We start from the raw sequence: 16,483 nt of genomic DNA, 5'->3' as shown, positions 1-16,483 counted from the left end.
TTGATGAGAGTCCCTTCGGTATCGAGTGGATGCGATTTGAATAGGGGAGCCCGGTTCCCGACCTCGTTCAGCAGGTGCCCCATGTGGCTTTTGTGGTGGAGGATCTGGAGTCCTCCATTGCGGGCCACGATATCCTGATTCCTCCGAATCGTCCCTCGGGTGGCGTGCGCGTAGCTTTTATCATTCACAACGGGGCGCCTGTTGAGTTTCTCCAGTTTGACAGCCCTGAAGATGAAGTCTGGCCCGGAGGCCAGCCATCCGGGAAGAATCACCGGTAACGATCCAGGTCCTTAACCTGGATCCAGGATGACAGCCCTTCACGCCATACCCAGAAATCAGCTCGAATCTGCCCCGATTTCAGCCAGTGCTTCAGAGTGGCTGTGTCCACCGGACCCGTTTGACGGTTGTTGATCATCACATACCAATCCGGTGAACTTTGCTCGCCGGACCGGGAAGAATTGTTCTGGAGCAAATCCTGCAATGGAACCCACTCTTCCAAACGGGCTGTCCACACCGGTGTCGATGGATTGAATCTTCCGGTTTTCACCTGTTCCGCGATATATCCGGCATGGACGGGCCCGGACTGTGTAGATCCCGACAGGAAGTACCAGCCTTCATGTCCGCCCTCCCGGGTCAGTTTTTCCAGAATGGATGGGGCCGATATCGCCGCATGGTTCAGACGTTTCGCAGAACGTGAACGCACGATCAGAACGAGTAAAACGATCAGGGCTCCAGCTCCCAGAAAAATCAGAAGAAGACCCGGGATCAGCATGGAGGTTTCAGACGGTGAGCTATCCGCCGCGGGAGACGGATCTACACTCTGCACCTTTGGAAGTGGTTTGGGTGTATGTCCTTTCAACGAAACGTGAACGGTTTTCGGTTCCAGCAGACGGCCATCGGGTCGATAGACAGGCCGTGCACCCTGCGTGTCGGAAACATGGACCTGGATCATTTCCCCTTTGGTAACGGATGTTTCAAATACGCTCATTGTTTGAGATTGTCTCTCCACATAAGCCATGCGAAACGTTCCGTCCTCGACAGCTTCGTAAGAAACATCATAGGGTTCATCCCCAAGGTCCTGCCAGATGAGCCCCATTGTCTCATCGCTCTCGAAGAAGGGAATCAGTTGAACGGGAAAGTCACCCTGAATCGAACCATTGGTGAGATTAAAGAACATTTCTCCCTGCTGTCCTTTCCAGTGAACCTTCAGTGGGCACATGACGATCGTGTGTCCGTGGGAATCCTGAAGGGTTCCATCGGGAAGTTCCTTTGCCACCGGAGAGGCGATAGGTGGACGGTAGGGAACGGATAGTGTTGAAGAATGAGGTTTCTCTCCTGCTTCCGCCAGCAGGCGGGAGGCAATCTGAGCTCCCCACACGTTGAAGCACCATTTCTCTGGATCGGGAACCCGCCCCGAAGCTTTTTCCCGATACAACTGCTCGCCAATGTTGGCGAGGATAGACATAATGTCGGTTGTTGATTTTCCTGAAGTTTCGTACCCCAGAATACTCTTCAGGGATTCAATTCCGGAACTTCCCATATCACTCATCAGGGTGATAATACGAACACCGCTGAGCCCCGATCGGCTTTCAACTTCAAAGAAAGCAGTTCCATAGAGGTGGTACCAGGGGCCGGCATTGTCCCCATCCCGAATCGTTTCCAGATGGGTGGAAAAGAAGGAATCGTCCCGCTGCACCGCCGTCAAACCGTAGTCGCCTCCCCGTGCAAGGGATCGTAATGTGTTGTGAGCCAGCAGGAGGGCTTCATTCAGGTTGCCCTTCCTGTGCTCCAGGGCAAGAAACAGCACGTCTCCCGGATTCAATTTACCTTTCTCTTTACTGAGCGTTTTCATTGATGCAAGCAAACCGGGTTCAGTGCCCTCCTTCTGGATTGACCCTTCCGCCATCTTCCCGGCCTCCCATGGGGGCGTTTTGTTGAACACCATTTTTTTGGAGTAGGTCTCCACGACACCCCCTTCCGCAAAGAGCCAGGAAAGTGCCGGGACCGAGTTGTCGATCTTTCGATCACGGTACAAGGTCTCCCGGGGATGAAGTTTCTTGTAGCGGGCTACGGCATCCTGCATGTCTGACATGATCCCGCTGTAATCTTTCTTTATGTTTGTGTTGTACCGGATGTCGTCCCCGGTTTCAAAACCTGCTCTGCCCAGTCTGTCTTTCCCAAATCCGTCAAAAGAAAAGATTTCAGGACACAGGGGACAGCAATCCGGGATCTCGAATTTCTGGGACCACTTTCCTCCTTCCGTACACTCCAGGGTCAGAAGAAAGGTCTGTTTCGGAAGCTGGTTTTCCATTCCGCGCAACAATGAACCCTCTGCCCGGAAGGTTCCTCCCGTTATGGTGACCATCCCCTCAGTGCCTGTCCCTGCGCCCATCCGGGTGAAGACACCACTCTTTACACTGCCTGATGGAGATACCTTTCCTTCAACCTGGAACCGTTGAAAGTCCACCCTTTTTGCTGAGATCTCCACTTTGATCTCGCACGCGGGTTCCGGCGGGCGGACGAATTCAAAAACCAATCCCTCCAGAAAGGCTTCGAATTGTTTGTGCTGATAGTCCCGCAGTGCATAGTCAGGTTTATAAAAATCCTCTTCTGAAGAAAAATAGTTGTTTGCATTTACAATAATGAATCGCCCTTCCTGTTCAAGTCCGACATCGATGGCGGTATAACTCATGTAAAGACCGGACGAATCCCAGCCTCTTCCGCCTCTTACAGCGGGGTGGTCTCCGATCGTCATTTTCTGAGAAAAACCCATGGGAATGTAATCGGAAAGTTTGAATCCGGGTCTCCGTTCCTCGAAGATCGAAACGGTAATCCATCGTCCTGAAGATTGCTGAGAGGATTCGTAGAAACCGCAAAACCAGTTGTTGGTTCTGCTGGAATCTCCAAATCGATCGGTCCTGGACCACCCTGCAGGCAGAACTCCGGCTTTGACGTTCACCATTCGATCCTGGGCAGACGCAACTGTGGAGAGGAGAATGATGATGGGAAGGATTCTAAATGGGAAGGTGAATACATCGCGCAAACCGAAGGATGAACGGCCACGCACCATGAATGGGCTCCTGGCCTGATTGGGATACACGGAGGAATTGGAGCGATCTCTCCGGAATTCAGGCACGCTGAATTACTCTAATCCCAGTCAGTGTCGGTGTCAATATCGTTCCAGAGCCTGCGCGAAATCTGGAATACCCCAAATTCGATACTTGTTCTCAACAAATGCGTGGTATCATCCGTACTATGCTTTTGAGTCCATTTATGATTTGGGTTCAATATGGTATTAAATTAATTCCAAGGAGACGCACCATGAAACGTATCTTCATGCTTTTTGCAGTGCTTTGTGTTGCCATGCTATGGATGTCAGGTCCTGCATTAGCAGGAACCGGCTGTCCCATGAATGGGATGTCCGATGATCAGGCTGCGGCAGCCCCCAAGGCCGATTCCAAATGTTCCCACAAGGGAGAAACGAAACCCTGCTGTAAGGAAGCTGCGGAAAAAGGTGAAAAATGCCCGCACCACGCCGATGGGAAAGCCGACTGCAAACACAAGAGTTCAGATTCGAAGGACCATAAATGCACCGGCGAAGAAAAACCTTGCTGTAAGGAAGCTGCGGCAAAGGGTGAAAAGTGCGCGCATCACGTGGAAGCTAAAGCTGACTGTAAGCACCATGAAGCAAAGGCTAAATGTGATCACAGCGGTGACATGAAACCATGCTGCAAGGAAGCCGCCGCAAAAGGGGAAAAGTGCTCCCACCATGCGGAAGCCAAAGCGGGATGTGCCGGTAAAGCCATGGCCGAATCTTCTTCAAAGGAAGGCTGCCACGCGAAGATGGCCTTCGAGGTAATCAATACCACGAAGGGTGTCAAGGTGGAAATTACCTCGAAGGATCCGGAAGTCGTGAAGACCATACAGGCCCGTTTCGAGAAGGACGCCACACTGTGCAAAAAGGATTGCTGCGCTGCCGTATTGGCTCAGGCGAAGTCGAATGTGAAATCAACCCGTAACGGTGTAAAGATCACCGTGGAGGGAAAAACTGACGAAGCCGTAAAGGCAATCCAGGAACACATGGGAAAGTGCTCATCCACGTGTATGGGAGCCACCGTCTAACCTGAGTTTCCTGTCAAGACCCTTTCTGCACCCGGTGACAATCACCGGGTGCAGTTGCTTTATTGGGTAGGTACTATGGATGGTTGCGGGTATAGGGTATGATATTCCTATCCCCCCGGAGGTGGTGCTGTGAGTGAGAGAAAGAAAAAGATTGGTCTGGCAATTACATCTCTTGTTTTCGGTGTGCTGGCTCTACTGGGAAGCTGTGTTCTTCTCAACGTGATCCTGGGTCCCCTCGCGATTCTATTTGGCATTATCGCCCTGGTGAAGGCGTTCAAACATCCTGACACCCACAGCGGAAAGATCCTTGCCGGCTTTGGACTGGGTCTGGGAGCTTTCAGCATGGTGACCCTCCCCATTGTGGCCGCCATTGCCATTCCCAATTTTATTGCGGCTCTGAACCGGGCCAGACAGCATCGAACCACGGCGGACATGAAAGTCGTTGCCCTTTCCATCGATGAATATGCCGTGAATGAAGGTATCTACCCTGATTCCGGGGCGGTATGGGTCCCTGTGAAGGATCTTTCCGCCGTTGTCAGTATGAAAGAGAATCTCTCGTTGAAGGATGCATGGGACCAGGACCTCATGTACTGGAGCGACGCCTTTCAGGAACACTATCTCCTGGTCTCGAAAGCAGGAGATCATGAGATGGATGCCCATACCTGGAAGGAGTATCAGAACCTGGCAAACCGAGCCGGGGGATATCAGCCTCCGGGAAGGGATATTGTAATCTGTGACGGAGCGTTTATCCTTTTTCCGGAAACCGCCAGAAACTGAACGGTGCGGCCCCTTTCAGGAATGATCTGAACGATCTCCATTCCCGATTTCTGCACCGTCCTCCCATATCTTCTCCTGTTCCTCAATGATGATCTGCTTTCCTGGATCCACCATCGTCTGCAGATGGAGGAATGCGTTTCGGGCTGTTCCTGGGCTGGTTTTTTTCTTTCGGTAATAGATCCATCCCCTTGCTTCCATCCAGAGGAGACAGCGATCCAGAAACCATAGAAAAGCTGCGAGGATACAGATCGACAAAAAAACGATGACCAAGCTCTTCATACAGGCGTGTTCATGATTGATCGGATGAAAAAATCAGGGACGCCACGCATAGGAGAGTTTCACAAAATAGGTCCGTGTCAGGGTCGTCGGATCGGTCCAGTCGTCCTCCATTCCAAAATCGGAGTATCCCAGGTAAACCAGAGTGAATGGGTTGACTCGGTAGGAAAGAAGGAACTGGGTGCCAATCTGTTCACTTTGGCCCGATACCTCAGACGCATACAGGCCGGGGTTCTGTTCGAGCTCCATTTTCTGGAGAATCCCTCGGAAAAACAGACGGCTGGTAAAGAAATAGTGAGTGGAAAGGTAGAGCAGACGGGCGGTATAGAGCCTTCCCCCCTGCACATCCAGAGTCGATTCTTCCGCACTGATCCCGAGCTGAAGCCTCTTTCCCGGACGGAGGGAAACATCAAGTCCCAGCGTATTCCCGTCTCCGCTCCGGTTCCGGACGTAGTCGATCGTTTTCTGTTCCACCCAGTATGGCTGAATGTTGAGCCACTTTGCCGGTCTTGCATAACCGATGATCCGAAGTGTATGACGATCAGGATACTCTATGCCTTCAAAAGACTCGTCGTAAAGGTCGTACCCGATGTTGAGGGAAGATTGAAGCCAGGGGAAGGAGGTGTAGCTGAAAATCCCGAATCCGCGATCCAGCATATCGCGATCCGGATCGAGAGTCTGGTAGGCCGCGCCTTGAATAAAGATCATCGTATACGGCTTTTCATTCCCTCCATACCACCGTCGGCCGACGTTGATCACGTGCTGTTCATCCCCAACGCGTGGAATGTATCCCAGATCAGCCCGGAACTCTTCATCCTTTTTCTGATACACGGCATCGAAGGTCCATTCACGGGTGAAATGCTGGTAGTGAAGATAGTAAGCTCCGCCATCCACCGATTCGCCGTGAAAGCCTGCGAGGTCTTCCGTGTCCGGATAGGTCGTTCCACTCTGGAGAACCTGGAAGTTGATCTCGTCCTGTTGTGACAGGCGGATTCTTCCGTCAGCTCCCGCCAACCAGCTCGAGTAGCTGCCGGCACTCCGATAGGTCCAGATCCCTCCGATCGTGGAATCCTCGCCGAAATCTCTCTGATACCTGCCAATGGCAGTCAGGGCTTCTTCATTCCAGGGAATGGAGTAGGAACCGTTCACTCCAGGAATCAGGAGCGTGGCATAGTCATCCCGGGCTACCAGGATGCCGTATCCGTTCTTCCCTTCCTTTCCCGTGAGTTTCAGTCCCCAGGATGGTTCTGCAATGCTGCGGGTGTAAACAGCATTGAGCGGCGTATTGAAGTAGCTGGAACCTTCCATGAAGAAGGGGCGCTTTTCATCATAATAGAGAGCGAACCTCTGGTTTATGTTCAGTTGAAAGGCGTCGGCTTCCACCTGAGAAAAGTCCGGATTCAGAGTTCCGTTCAGCGTCAGGTTGGAAGTGATTCCCCAGGTCGCGGTCAGGCTTCCCTCGATGTCTGTATCTCCTGAGTCCATGGGCTGCACGGGGGAGGGTCTTTCATCCGTACGGATTCCGGTGATTGCGGGAATTACTTCAATGTTTTTCCCGGGTTGGATATCCCGCAGACCGACCAATTCATCATCAAGACAGAGCCAGCAAACTCGATTTCGATCATTGGTGTGGGAGACAATGCGATGGGTTGTTTCTCTTGGATAGTAACGTTCCAGGGTGAATCCCCAGACCTGTTCCTTGTCGTTAGGGAATCGGATCGATTTAAAGGGAATGGCCATCTCGACCTCGAATCCAAAATCGGTTAAACGGCCCGCGGAAGCCCAGACGGTATCCCATGAGTAGTCATAACCGACGGGCTCAAGAAAGGTCGCGTCCATCTGGACGCCCAGGGCGTTGGTTTCGAAAAAGTACGCCCGCCGTTCGTCGTTAAAGGTATCGATCAGCAGGGCGACAAAATCGTCGCCTGAAGCTCCGTCCCGATCGGTATATCGGCTCTTGATGTCTTTCGGATTAGGGTCGTAACAGCGAAAGGCAATGTAGAGATGCTCCCTGTCGTAAGTCGCATATCCCACGGTGCGGACCGGAGGGGGAACATTGTCCCCTGGATTCATTTCAACAAAATCTTCAATGATAAGGGCCTGTTCCCAGGCCGGTTCATCGATTCTTCCATCAATGGTGATTTCCTGCGCGGTAGGTGTAATCGTCAGTGTCACTGCCAGCAGCCATCCGAGTACCATATGCCCTCCTCTCTATCCTCTCTGGAAAAGAACCTGTGATTATGTTCCTTTATACGAGGGAGAAAGTCTGGAGTTCCCGGAATGTGTCATCCACACCCTGCACGGACCCGTCTTATGAAATGAACGTTATGAGAAGGAGATGCCAATGACACCTGAAAATACCTTTACCAGGCGCTCTCTAATAAGGATCCTGTGGCTTCATGCATGCTTTTGCCTCCTGATCACTTCATGTCTCTCGGCAGGAACCTATCCCGTGGTCGATACGGCTCAGGTTCTCTGTTTTAATACATCGAGTACCATCTCCTGTCCCCAGCAAGGCGAACGGTTTTACGGGCAGGATTCTCAGTACGCTGGAAATCCGCCCTCCTATACCGATAACGGGGACGGCACGATTTCGGACAATGTTACCGGGCTGATGTGGCAGAAAAGTCCTGATTTAAATGGGGACGGTTCGATTAATTATGATGATAAGCTGACCTGGGACGAAGCTATAGCTGCTGCGGAAGCTTTTGATCTGGCCGGGTATGACGACTGGCGGATTCCCACGATCAAGGAGCTCTACTCTCTGATTCTCTTCAGCGGGCTTGATCCCAGCGGAGAGGAAGTCTCCCGGGAACTGGTACCCTTCATTGATACAGACTATTTTGATTTCGCCTATGGGGATACCGGAGAGGGGGAGCGGATCATCGATGCACAATTTGTGACATCAACGCTCTATATGGGAACTGTAATGATGGGATCGCGAGGTATGTTCGGGGTTAACTTTGCGGATGGCAGGATCAAGGGCTATGGAATCGACCCGCCTCCCGGTCAGAGCGAGGGGAAACGGTTTTACGTTCTTCATGTCCGGGGGAGAACCGATTATGGTGCAAATGATTATTTTGACAACGGAGACGGGACCGTCAGCGATCGGTCCAGCGGTCTCATGTGGTCCAGGGAGGACAGCGGTGTCGGGATGAACTGGGAAGAGGCTCTCGCCTGGGTCGACCAAAAAAACCAGGAAGCGTATCTGGGGTATACCGACTGGCGCTTACCCAATGCGAAGGAACTGCAGAGCATTGTTGATTACACCCGTGCCCCCTCCGTTACCGATTCCGCAGCCCTGGATCCGATCTTTTCCATCACCTCCATCACCAATGAGATCGGTGAGAAGGATTATCCTTACTTCTGGTCCTCCACAACCCACGCCAATGGTTCAATCATGCCGGGGATGTACGGAGCCTATGTCGCCTTTGGAAGGGCCTCAGGGTGGATGGAAGTTCCGCCGGGGTCGGGAATCTACACCTATATGGATGTCCACGGTGCCGGTGCCCAGCGAAGCGATCCCAAAGTGGGGGACCCCGGGGACTACCCGTTTGGACATGGACCCCAGGGGGATGTGATACGGATCTACAACTACGTCCGGTTGGTCAGGGATTACCGGGACCGAAGCCACAGCCGACCGTTCAGCTTCCGCTGAAACTATCAATCAAAAGGATCGAGCCTTCATTAGAATCCGGACCGTCATGACAAAAAGCGGAAGGAGGGGAAAAAAGGCCGCAAGGATGATTATCCAGGGCTGCTCTTTCGATAGTGGAAGAAGGAAGATAACGGCAGCCATCAAAAGAAGTACCACCCCGCAATAGATCATCTCCCTCGCACCCATCTCATTGATGGCATACCAGCGTTCTTCCGATTCCAAGCTTTGCGGGATCCGAACGCCATACCATTGGTTCATTGGGATTTTTCTATGCAGGAGAGGGATGGAGAGACCGATCAGGACAAAGCTTATCAGGATGTACGACCCACCCAGGAAGAGATTTGCAGGATTCATGGTATATGTTGATAGTATATCGTTAACGTAAAGGATAAGTCTTTTCCTTGACTACCTGGAGTGGCAGGCGTAACGTAAGGATCAGGAGGTATCTATGGGTGGATCCATAAGTTTGATCTTTTTTATCCTTGTCCTGCCCGCTGCCCTGAGTGTCGCAACACCGGAAAATGAAAGGCCATTTGTCCTCCGTTCCACAGCGTTCAGGGAAGGGGAGATGATTCCCGTTCTCTATACGTGCGATGGAAAGGACCTGGCCCCGCCTCTCTCCTGGGAAGGAGCTCCGGAAGGCACACGGAGCTTTACCCTTATCATGGATGATCCCGATGCACCCGTGGGTACCTGGGATCACTGGGTCATCTTTAATATCCCACATCATATCAGAGCGATCGATGCTGCCACGAAAGAAGGAAAGGAAATCATGGCTTCCGTTACGTGGGGGAAGAACTCCTGGGGTCGTCAGGACTACGGAGGCCCCTGTCCTCCCGGGGGCACACACCGGTATGTGTTTCGGCTGTATGCTCTGGATATTCTGTTGAACCTGAAACCTGGCGCGGATAAGAAAGAGGTTGAAGCCGCCATGAAGGAAAACATTATCGGAGAAACCCGGCTGGTGGGACGATACCGCAGATCAAAATAGATGGAATCTGTTACGTCAACGGGAAACAGTTTTCACTATTACTCAGGAAAATCTCTGTCTGAATCCTCTGGTCCAGAATAGAACAAGAGAGATCAGTGTCCAGAGAATGACACTGCCCAGGATGATTGCAAGGCGAGACCACGATTCGCCGGCAGCCATCCGCATCGACGACAGGAGAAAAAAGGTCCGTATCCAGACCAGGCAGGCCGCGGCGAGCAGAGCCTGGAGAATCCAGCCGGACCACCACCGGGGAATACAGAGGAGGGTGGTTCCGATAATCACCAGGGTCAGACCGGCCAGCCCATACCCTCTCCGGAGGAGATGGGCTGCAAGGAGCAGGAAAGAAAGGAGGGGAAAGATCATAAGAATGTACGAACTCCTCTTTCTTCCAGGGATCTTCTCGACCTTGGGATTGTGGTTCATGGTCTCATTATCCCAGATTATCTCATTCCTTTGCATTGACCCTATCCGGGGGGAGACCTATAATTCGAGTAAGGGAAATGAATTTTTCTTATGGGAGGAAAAATGAGAGCAAATACCACTGTTCGGTTAAACGGGGAAAAGTTAATCGGTTCAGGCTTGTTATATAAGAGCCTTTTTCTTTTTATGGCCATCCCGACAATCCTCTTTGGAGGCAGGCTCCAGCCTTCCGACCTGGTTTACCTGGGAGCTTTTCGTCTTCCCGAGGTTACAACCGAATACCCGGAGACCTGGGACTGGAGCGGGGAAGCCATGGCGTACTTCCCGCACGGAGATCCGGCAGGAGCTTCCGATGGGTTTCCGGGTTCTCTCTTCGCGACGGGGCTGGACAGTGAAAATCTGGTATCGGAATTCTCCATTCCGGTTCCTCTCGTCACCCGAAATGTGCAGAGCCTTCCCATGGCAGTGACGCTGCAGCCGTTCTCCGATGTGAGAGAAAGTCTCTTCTCCATGTTTGTCGAACTCCCCAGGGTGGGCATGGTTTACCTCCCTGCCCAACAGGGTCAATCGGAGGGTCTGCTCTACCTGGCCTGGGGTCAGCATTATCACGAGGAACCCGGCGTAACGGTGGCGCCGACCCACGCCTGGTGCGGTACGGACCTTTCCCATCCGGACACGCAGGGGGCATGGTGGGTGGGCACCCAGGCGGAGAATAATTCCGGGTTTATTTACCGAGTCAACGACTACCTCATGGCCATTCCCGATGGCTGGGCTTCCTCAAACACCGGCGGGAGAAGTCTGGCGACGGGAAGGTTCCGCGATGGAGGTTGGTCGGGCATGGGACCGAATCTTTACGCGATTGCCCCGTGGCTGGAAGGGGCACCCGTCGGGAGCCCGCCTGCCCCGAATACCGAAATGTCGTATGTACCCCTTCTCCACTATTCTGTCGTTGGGGATGAAGAGGGGCATACACTAAACCATTACAGCCACGCGGATTCATGGACGGGAGGAGCCTGGATCCAGTCGGGGGGGAATGATGCTGTTCTCTTTACCGGGACAAAAGGATCGGGGTATAACTGGTATGGCTTTTACACACCAGCAGGTACAGACCCGCCGCCCCTCTATCCGGAGGGAGCTCCCTGCGTCTACATGGTAGGGGATTTTATGTGTACCCAGCCCGATGGTCAAACAACCTGCACGGCAGAAGATATTGCCCCCTGTGAAGGAGCGGCCGTTGAGACCCAGAGCCGGGGCTGGTGGTCTTCCCGGTTTGACGCGAAGATCCTCTTTTACGATCCGGCGGATCTGGCCCGTGTCGCGGCGGGTACGATGGAACCATGGGAACCTCAGCCCTATGCTGTCCTGGACATTGATGATCGGCTCTTCCTGAACGCGGACATGGCGGATGTGACAATGTACAACGGATTTGACGACCAGAGGAAGAATCGGTTAGGATCTCCCGCTTATGACGCGGAACGGAATCTTCTGTACGTGATGGAGGTCTTCGCAGACGATTATCGCCCGGTAATTCACTTATGGCGCGTCAACACTCCCTCCCGCAGGCATGGTAGACCCTTCGAAGGCCCATGATCGTGGATTGTTCATTTTCTGAGCACAGTGTTGTGATACACTCTCTGTATGGGAAAAATCAAGGGCGTCGGATACAAAGTTGAACAGCAGTTCGTCCGGGACCGTTATGGGGAGGAAGTGCTTCAGAAAATCCTGACTACAATGACGGAGGAGGACCGGAAGGCGCTGGCAGGGATTATCCTCGTGTCCAACTGGTATCCCCAGGGTCCGCTGGAGCGGTTCCGTCAGGCGGTAGCCGCCCATTTTGAAGACAGGAACCTTGCGGTAATCGAAGAGATGGGAAAGTTCAGCGCTCAATATGCACTCACAGGGATCTACCGTGTCTTTCTGGCGATCGTTTCTCCCGCGTATGTGATCAAGAAGGTGGGGCATCTCTATCAGAAATATTTTGACAATGGAAAGGCCTATGCCATTGAGCATGGACCAAAAGATATGCGTGTCGTGATTGAAGACTGGGAAGACTCTTCTCCTACACTCTGCGCCATGATGAAGGGGTATTTCGAAAAGGCCCTCGAGCTGGCCGGGGCAAGAAATGTGACAATCTCAAAGATATCCTGTGTCCACCGGGGAGATCCCAAATGTGAATTCCGGGGAACCTGGGAGTAGCGCCTTTCATTACCTGAGAGAATCTCTAAAAAAAAATAGGCGAGTGTATCGACGGGAGTAAGTGATGGAGATCACTCTATCCTGACAATCCTTGTGGGATAATATCCTTAGAGATGGTTCGCGTGACTATGCTATGAACCCTGAGGTGCCTATGCGACAGCTGGTTATCCTGTTTACCCTTTGTGGTCTTGTAGTGATTCCCCTGCAGGCCCAACATGTGCTGACGTTTAAGGAACGGGTGGAGGCTCAGCGAGCTATCGAGCGGGTCTATTATGACCACCGTATCTGGCCCATGGAGAATCCCGGCCCAAAACCACCTTTTGAGGTAGCAATATCAGATAAGCTTCTCCGTAGCAAGGTTGAAGACTACCTATTGAAATCGGCTGCGCTTGACCATTACTGGCGACGGCCACTCTCTGGTGAACAACTGCAAGCAGAATTAAATAGAATTGTTGGAAACTCAAGAGCTTCAGATGTGCTGCAGGAATTGTTCCAGGCTCTGAATAACGACCCTCATTTAATTGCCGAATGTCTGATCCGCCCCGCATTATCGGACCGATTAATACGGAACTGGTACGCATATGACGGTGAGATCCACGGTTCAATAAGAGATCGGGCCCGGCAAATTGCTGACACTTATATGGCCGAAAAGGTTGTGCCCGAAGAAGGTATTTACTGTGAAGTACTTCTGGTTGCTTCCGAAGATGCCATCGATACTGATCCAGGAGACAGATGGCAGCTTGTAAATGTCGAGATCTTTCGATACGTATCTTCCCTCTTTCCAGACAGCCCTGAGTCTGTGAATCTGGATGAAAATCCTGACTCCTTTGTCTGCTATATAACTTATGAGAAGAGTGACAAGGAAATCCATGGAGCAACAATAACCTTTATAAAGCAGTCTTTCGATCATTGGTTCGAGGAAGACGTTCGAGAAAACGTACTCCCTGCAATTAAGGATGAATTCTTCACGTACACCCTGCCGCAGTTTTCGGGAACTGATGGGCAGCGCTCTTTACAATCCATGCCTGATAGCCCTGATTCCTGGCAGGAATTATGGTTTATACCGCTTGCTCGTTCCAGCCACACGGCAGTTTGGACGGGAACGGAAATGATCATCTGGGGAGGTGTCAAGGGAAGTAATTCATTTACCAACACTGGGGCCAGGTACACTCCAGCCACAGATTCATGGGAGCCGACATCTCTTACGAATGCGCCCGACGCAACCTACAGCCACACCGCTGTCTGGACGGGTACAGAGATGATCGTCTGGGGAAATGGAAGCCCAAAACCTGGTGGGGCATACAACCCGCAGGTGGATACATGGCGAGACCTGTCAGCCCTGGACGCGCCATCGCCAAGAATACAACATTCTGCGGTCTGGACAGGCGATAGGATGATCATCTGGGGGGGGGGCGTTCCCGGAAGTCAACTCGATTCGGGGGCTCAATACAATCCCTTATCAGACGAGTGGTCCCCCACGACACTGACAGGAGCACCGGATGCACGCAGAAACCACTCGGGAGTCTGGTCAGGGCGTGAAATGTTGGTCTGGGGAGGGTTGCAGGGATCAAATGCTCTAAGCACGGGTGGCCGTTATGATCCAATTCTGGATGAGTGGACGGCAATTCAAACCTCAGGTGCTCCTTTAGAACGATATGGACATTCCGCCGTCTGGTCCGGGCAGGAAATGGTGATCTGGGGAGGAACGACTTCCACGAATGCTGGAGGGCGCTATAACCCAATTTCAGATAGCTGGCGTGCCACCAATGTGGTGGATGCTCCATCCGCTCGCAGCGGACAGAGTGCGGTATGGACAGGTGCGGAAATGATCATCTGGGGCAGTGTAATCTCTGCCGATGGAGCGCGTTATAATCCATTCGAAGATACATGGGAGAGCGTGCCAACTGCAGGAGCTCCGGAAATAAGATCCAATCATTCTGCTGTCTGGACAGGAAGTGAAATGATCGTCTGGGGTGGACTATACAGCGGTTCCTATCTCAACACCGGAGGAAAATACTCCCCTGCATTGGATAACTGGATATCTACCTATGCCGCAGCAGAAGTACCTCAAAAACGAACCGGACACACGGCCATCTGGACAGGTAGTGAAATGATTGTATGGGGAGGATCAACCACAACCGTTTCCTACAATACGGGCGGGAAATATAACCCTGCCATGGGACTATGGACACCCACCAGTACAGATGGTTCACCAGACGGACGTACTCATCATACAGCGGTCTGGACGGGTGACCGTATGATTGTCTGGGGCGGCTACCTGAGAGTAAATTTTCCAGACGAGCCACGGACAAATACGGGTGGTATCTATGACCCTCTAATGGACAGCTGGCAGCTTACAAATGATCTGACAGCGCCTGAAAAACGTTTCTACCATACAGCAGTTTGGACAGGCGACCATATGATTGTCTGGGGCGGGATCGGTCTTTCCGACCGGGTTAATTCGGGAGGTTTATACGATCCTGACAATGATACATGGATTTCTACATGCGATGATACGAGTTTGCTCTGTAATGTTCCCGCAGCACGGAGTTCTCACACTTCGATCTGGACCGGAAGCGAAATGATCATCTGGGGCGGTAGAGACTCGACAGGGTATTTTCAGTCAGGAGCAAAATACTTCCCTCCTCCTTTGGACATTTGGGGAGGGACTGCGCTGGTAGATGCACCGACAGCCCGGAATGATCACACTGCGATATGGACAGGATCTGAAATGATCGTATGGGGAGGTAATGCAGGTGCGGGAGTGTATCCAATAGACGGGGGCAAATACGATCCTGATGCGAATTTATGGACCAGTACTTCTCTAACCGGTGCTCCTGCAGAACGATCGAGCCATACGGCGATCTGGTCAGGCCTGGATATGATCATCTGGGGAGGAGGTCTGGCTGTCGGGGCTTATGACGAGGGTGGCATCTATTTCTCTAACCAGGATGTCTGGAGACCTACACCTGATCAGGGTGCCCCAAAAGGTAGGAGAGGCCACAGCGCGATCTGGACGGGTGAAGAAATGATCATCTGGGATGGATCAGATTTCTCGCAGACCGGTGTTATCCTGTACCCGAATACAACTCCCAGTGCCCTGCCTTTGCTGAATCCCGCTGTTTATGACCCTGCGATATTGGCTCCGGCATGCATGACCCCGGTGGGTATGTGTGATTCGATAAATTTGCTCGAGAGTCGTGACAATATTACAGGTCAATCGGAGCTCAATCAACCGAATACAATCGATGCCTGTGCCGACGGAAGCATGGGTACTTTCCATCAAGATAAATCAGTTGACAGAATATCAGTCCGTACTCTGGATGGAAAAGTGTTTTCACCTGGAAAGACGATAAAGGTCGAAATCACAATCTGGGCAGACACAACATATGCTGATGACCGGCTGGATCTCTATTACAACAGTGATGTTACTTCCGACGATTGGGATTTAATTGACACATTAACGCCCAATGCCCCTGGCTTGAATGTGCTTTCAACGCAGTTTGTCCTTCTTCCTGGAACTCTGCAGGTTGTTCGAGCCAGTCTTCGTTGGGCCATATCTTCCCCTGACCCGTGCGTCGGTGATCCTTACGCGGATACGGATGACCTGGTTTTCAGCCTTAATGAGACTGGTGACCTTTATTCAATCTATACACTGGGACTTACCCCCTCACAGGAACTTACCCTTGTCAGTTTTGATTCGACTGATGGATCCAATCCAACCACACGTACACCATTTCATGACAAGCTTGATAGTATTACAGGCTACGATTGGAGTTTTCAGCATGGTTTATCGACCGTATGCGGAGTAAATCTGGATCGGTCCGGTCAAAATCTCATTCTAACTGAGAGTGATCTTAGGGAAGTAGGCGTCGATGCACCGGGAAATTATACGATATGGCATGAAATTATTGATGAAAAGGGGAGTGAAGATTGTTCCCCGCTCTATCTGACAGTTCTGGATGGTCAATCTCCCTTTGTCAATGTCCTTACTCCCAATGGTGGCGAATCATGGGCCTATTCGGATACGATATCTGACCGCC

Annotated in this window: 13 protein-coding genes; 8 read left to right on the top strand and 5 right to left on the bottom strand. The window is 52.0% G+C overall.

All coding sequences use genetic code 11. The features are described from left to right. Positions 1–83: 83 nt before the first annotated feature. The gene (locus PLD04_08345) at positions 84–278 is read left to right on the top strand and encodes a hypothetical protein (GenBank protein ID HXK68344.1); all 195 of its coding nucleotides are present in this window, start codon (positions 84–86) and stop codon (positions 276–278) included. On the opposite strand, the gene PLD04_08340 is transcribed toward PLD04_08345, so the two are convergent. Beyond that, a complete protein-coding gene (locus tag PLD04_08340; GenBank protein ID HXK68343.1) occupies positions 269–3,070 on the bottom strand; it encodes a DUF4339 domain-containing protein in 2,802 nt (933 codons plus the stop codon). The two genes, PLD04_08345 and PLD04_08340, sit on opposite strands and share 10 nt — an antisense overlap. A gap of 251 nt (positions 3,071–3,321) precedes the next feature. On the opposite strand from PLD04_08340, the gene PLD04_08335 reads away from it, so the two are divergent. Continuing rightward, positions 3,322–4,122, top strand: a complete 801-nt coding sequence (locus PLD04_08335; protein HXK68342.1) for a hypothetical protein — start codon at positions 3,322–3,324, stop codon at positions 4,120–4,122. Between the two features lie 129 nt (positions 4,123–4,251). Beyond that, positions 4,252–4,899: a DUF4190 domain-containing protein gene (locus PLD04_08330; protein HXK68341.1), complete on the top strand. Its 648-nt coding sequence runs from the start codon at positions 4,252–4,254 to the stop codon at positions 4,897–4,899. A gap of 15 nt (positions 4,900–4,914) precedes the next feature. Here the strand turns inward: PLD04_08330 and PLD04_08325 are convergent, their stop codons facing one another. Beyond that, on the bottom strand, positions 4,915–5,178 hold the full coding sequence (locus PLD04_08325; protein HXK68340.1) for a hypothetical protein: 264 nt from the start codon (positions 5,176–5,178) through the stop codon (positions 4,915–4,917). Between the two features lie 33 nt (positions 5,179–5,211). Further along, a complete protein-coding gene (locus tag PLD04_08320; GenBank protein ID HXK68339.1) occupies positions 5,212–7,374 on the bottom strand; it encodes a DUF5916 domain-containing protein in 2,163 nt (720 codons plus the stop codon). Between the two features lie 145 nt (positions 7,375–7,519). Here PLD04_08320 and PLD04_08315 point away from each other — a divergent pair, with 145 nt between their 5' ends. Continuing rightward, positions 7,520–8,833, top strand: coding sequence for a DUF1566 domain-containing protein (locus tag PLD04_08315; protein ID HXK68338.1), 1,314 nt, complete (start codon positions 7,520–7,522; stop codon positions 8,831–8,833). 9 nt (positions 8,834–8,842) lie between these two features. Here the strand turns inward: PLD04_08315 and PLD04_08310 are convergent, their stop codons facing one another. Beyond that, positions 8,843–9,187 (bottom strand): SdpI family protein, encoded by a 345-nt coding sequence (locus PLD04_08310; GenBank protein ID HXK68337.1) that lies wholly within the window; start codon positions 9,185–9,187, stop codon positions 8,843–8,845. Between the two features lie 94 nt (positions 9,188–9,281). On the opposite strand from PLD04_08310, the gene PLD04_08305 reads away from it, so the two are divergent. Continuing rightward, a complete protein-coding gene (locus tag PLD04_08305; GenBank protein ID HXK68336.1) occupies positions 9,282–9,824 on the top strand; it encodes a YbhB/YbcL family Raf kinase inhibitor-like protein in 543 nt (180 codons plus the stop codon). Between the two features lie 42 nt (positions 9,825–9,866). On the opposite strand, the gene PLD04_08300 is transcribed toward PLD04_08305, so the two are convergent. Beyond that, the gene (locus PLD04_08300) at positions 9,867–10,247 is read right to left on the bottom strand and encodes a hypothetical protein (GenBank protein HXK68335.1); all 381 of its coding nucleotides are present in this window, start codon (positions 10,245–10,247) and stop codon (positions 9,867–9,869) included. A gap of 102 nt (positions 10,248–10,349) precedes the next feature. On the opposite strand from PLD04_08300, the gene PLD04_08295 reads away from it, so the two are divergent. The 3 genes from PLD04_08295 to PLD04_08285 form a co-directional block, all read left to right on the top strand. Beyond that, positions 10,350–11,834, top strand: a complete 1,485-nt coding sequence (locus PLD04_08295; protein ID HXK68334.1) for a hypothetical protein — start codon at positions 10,350–10,352, stop codon at positions 11,832–11,834. A 48-nt stretch (positions 11,835–11,882) separates the two neighbouring features. Beyond that, positions 11,883–12,440, top strand: a complete 558-nt coding sequence (locus tag PLD04_08290; GenBank protein ID HXK68333.1) for a 4-vinyl reductase — start codon at positions 11,883–11,885, stop codon at positions 12,438–12,440. Positions 12,441–12,591: 151 nt separating this feature from the next. After that, positions 12,592–16,483 (top strand): hypothetical protein (locus tag PLD04_08285; GenBank protein HXK68332.1); only part of this gene is annotated, 3,892 nt, incomplete at its 3' end.

It is taken from the genome of Thermoanaerobaculia bacterium (assembly GCA_035593605.1).
In the GTDB taxonomy this organism is placed as follows: Bacteria; Acidobacteriota; Thermoanaerobaculia; order UBA2201; family DAOSWS01; genus DAOSWS01.
Note: the sequence above shows the minus strand (reverse complement) of the source record. Positions and strands in the feature narration are given on the sequence as shown.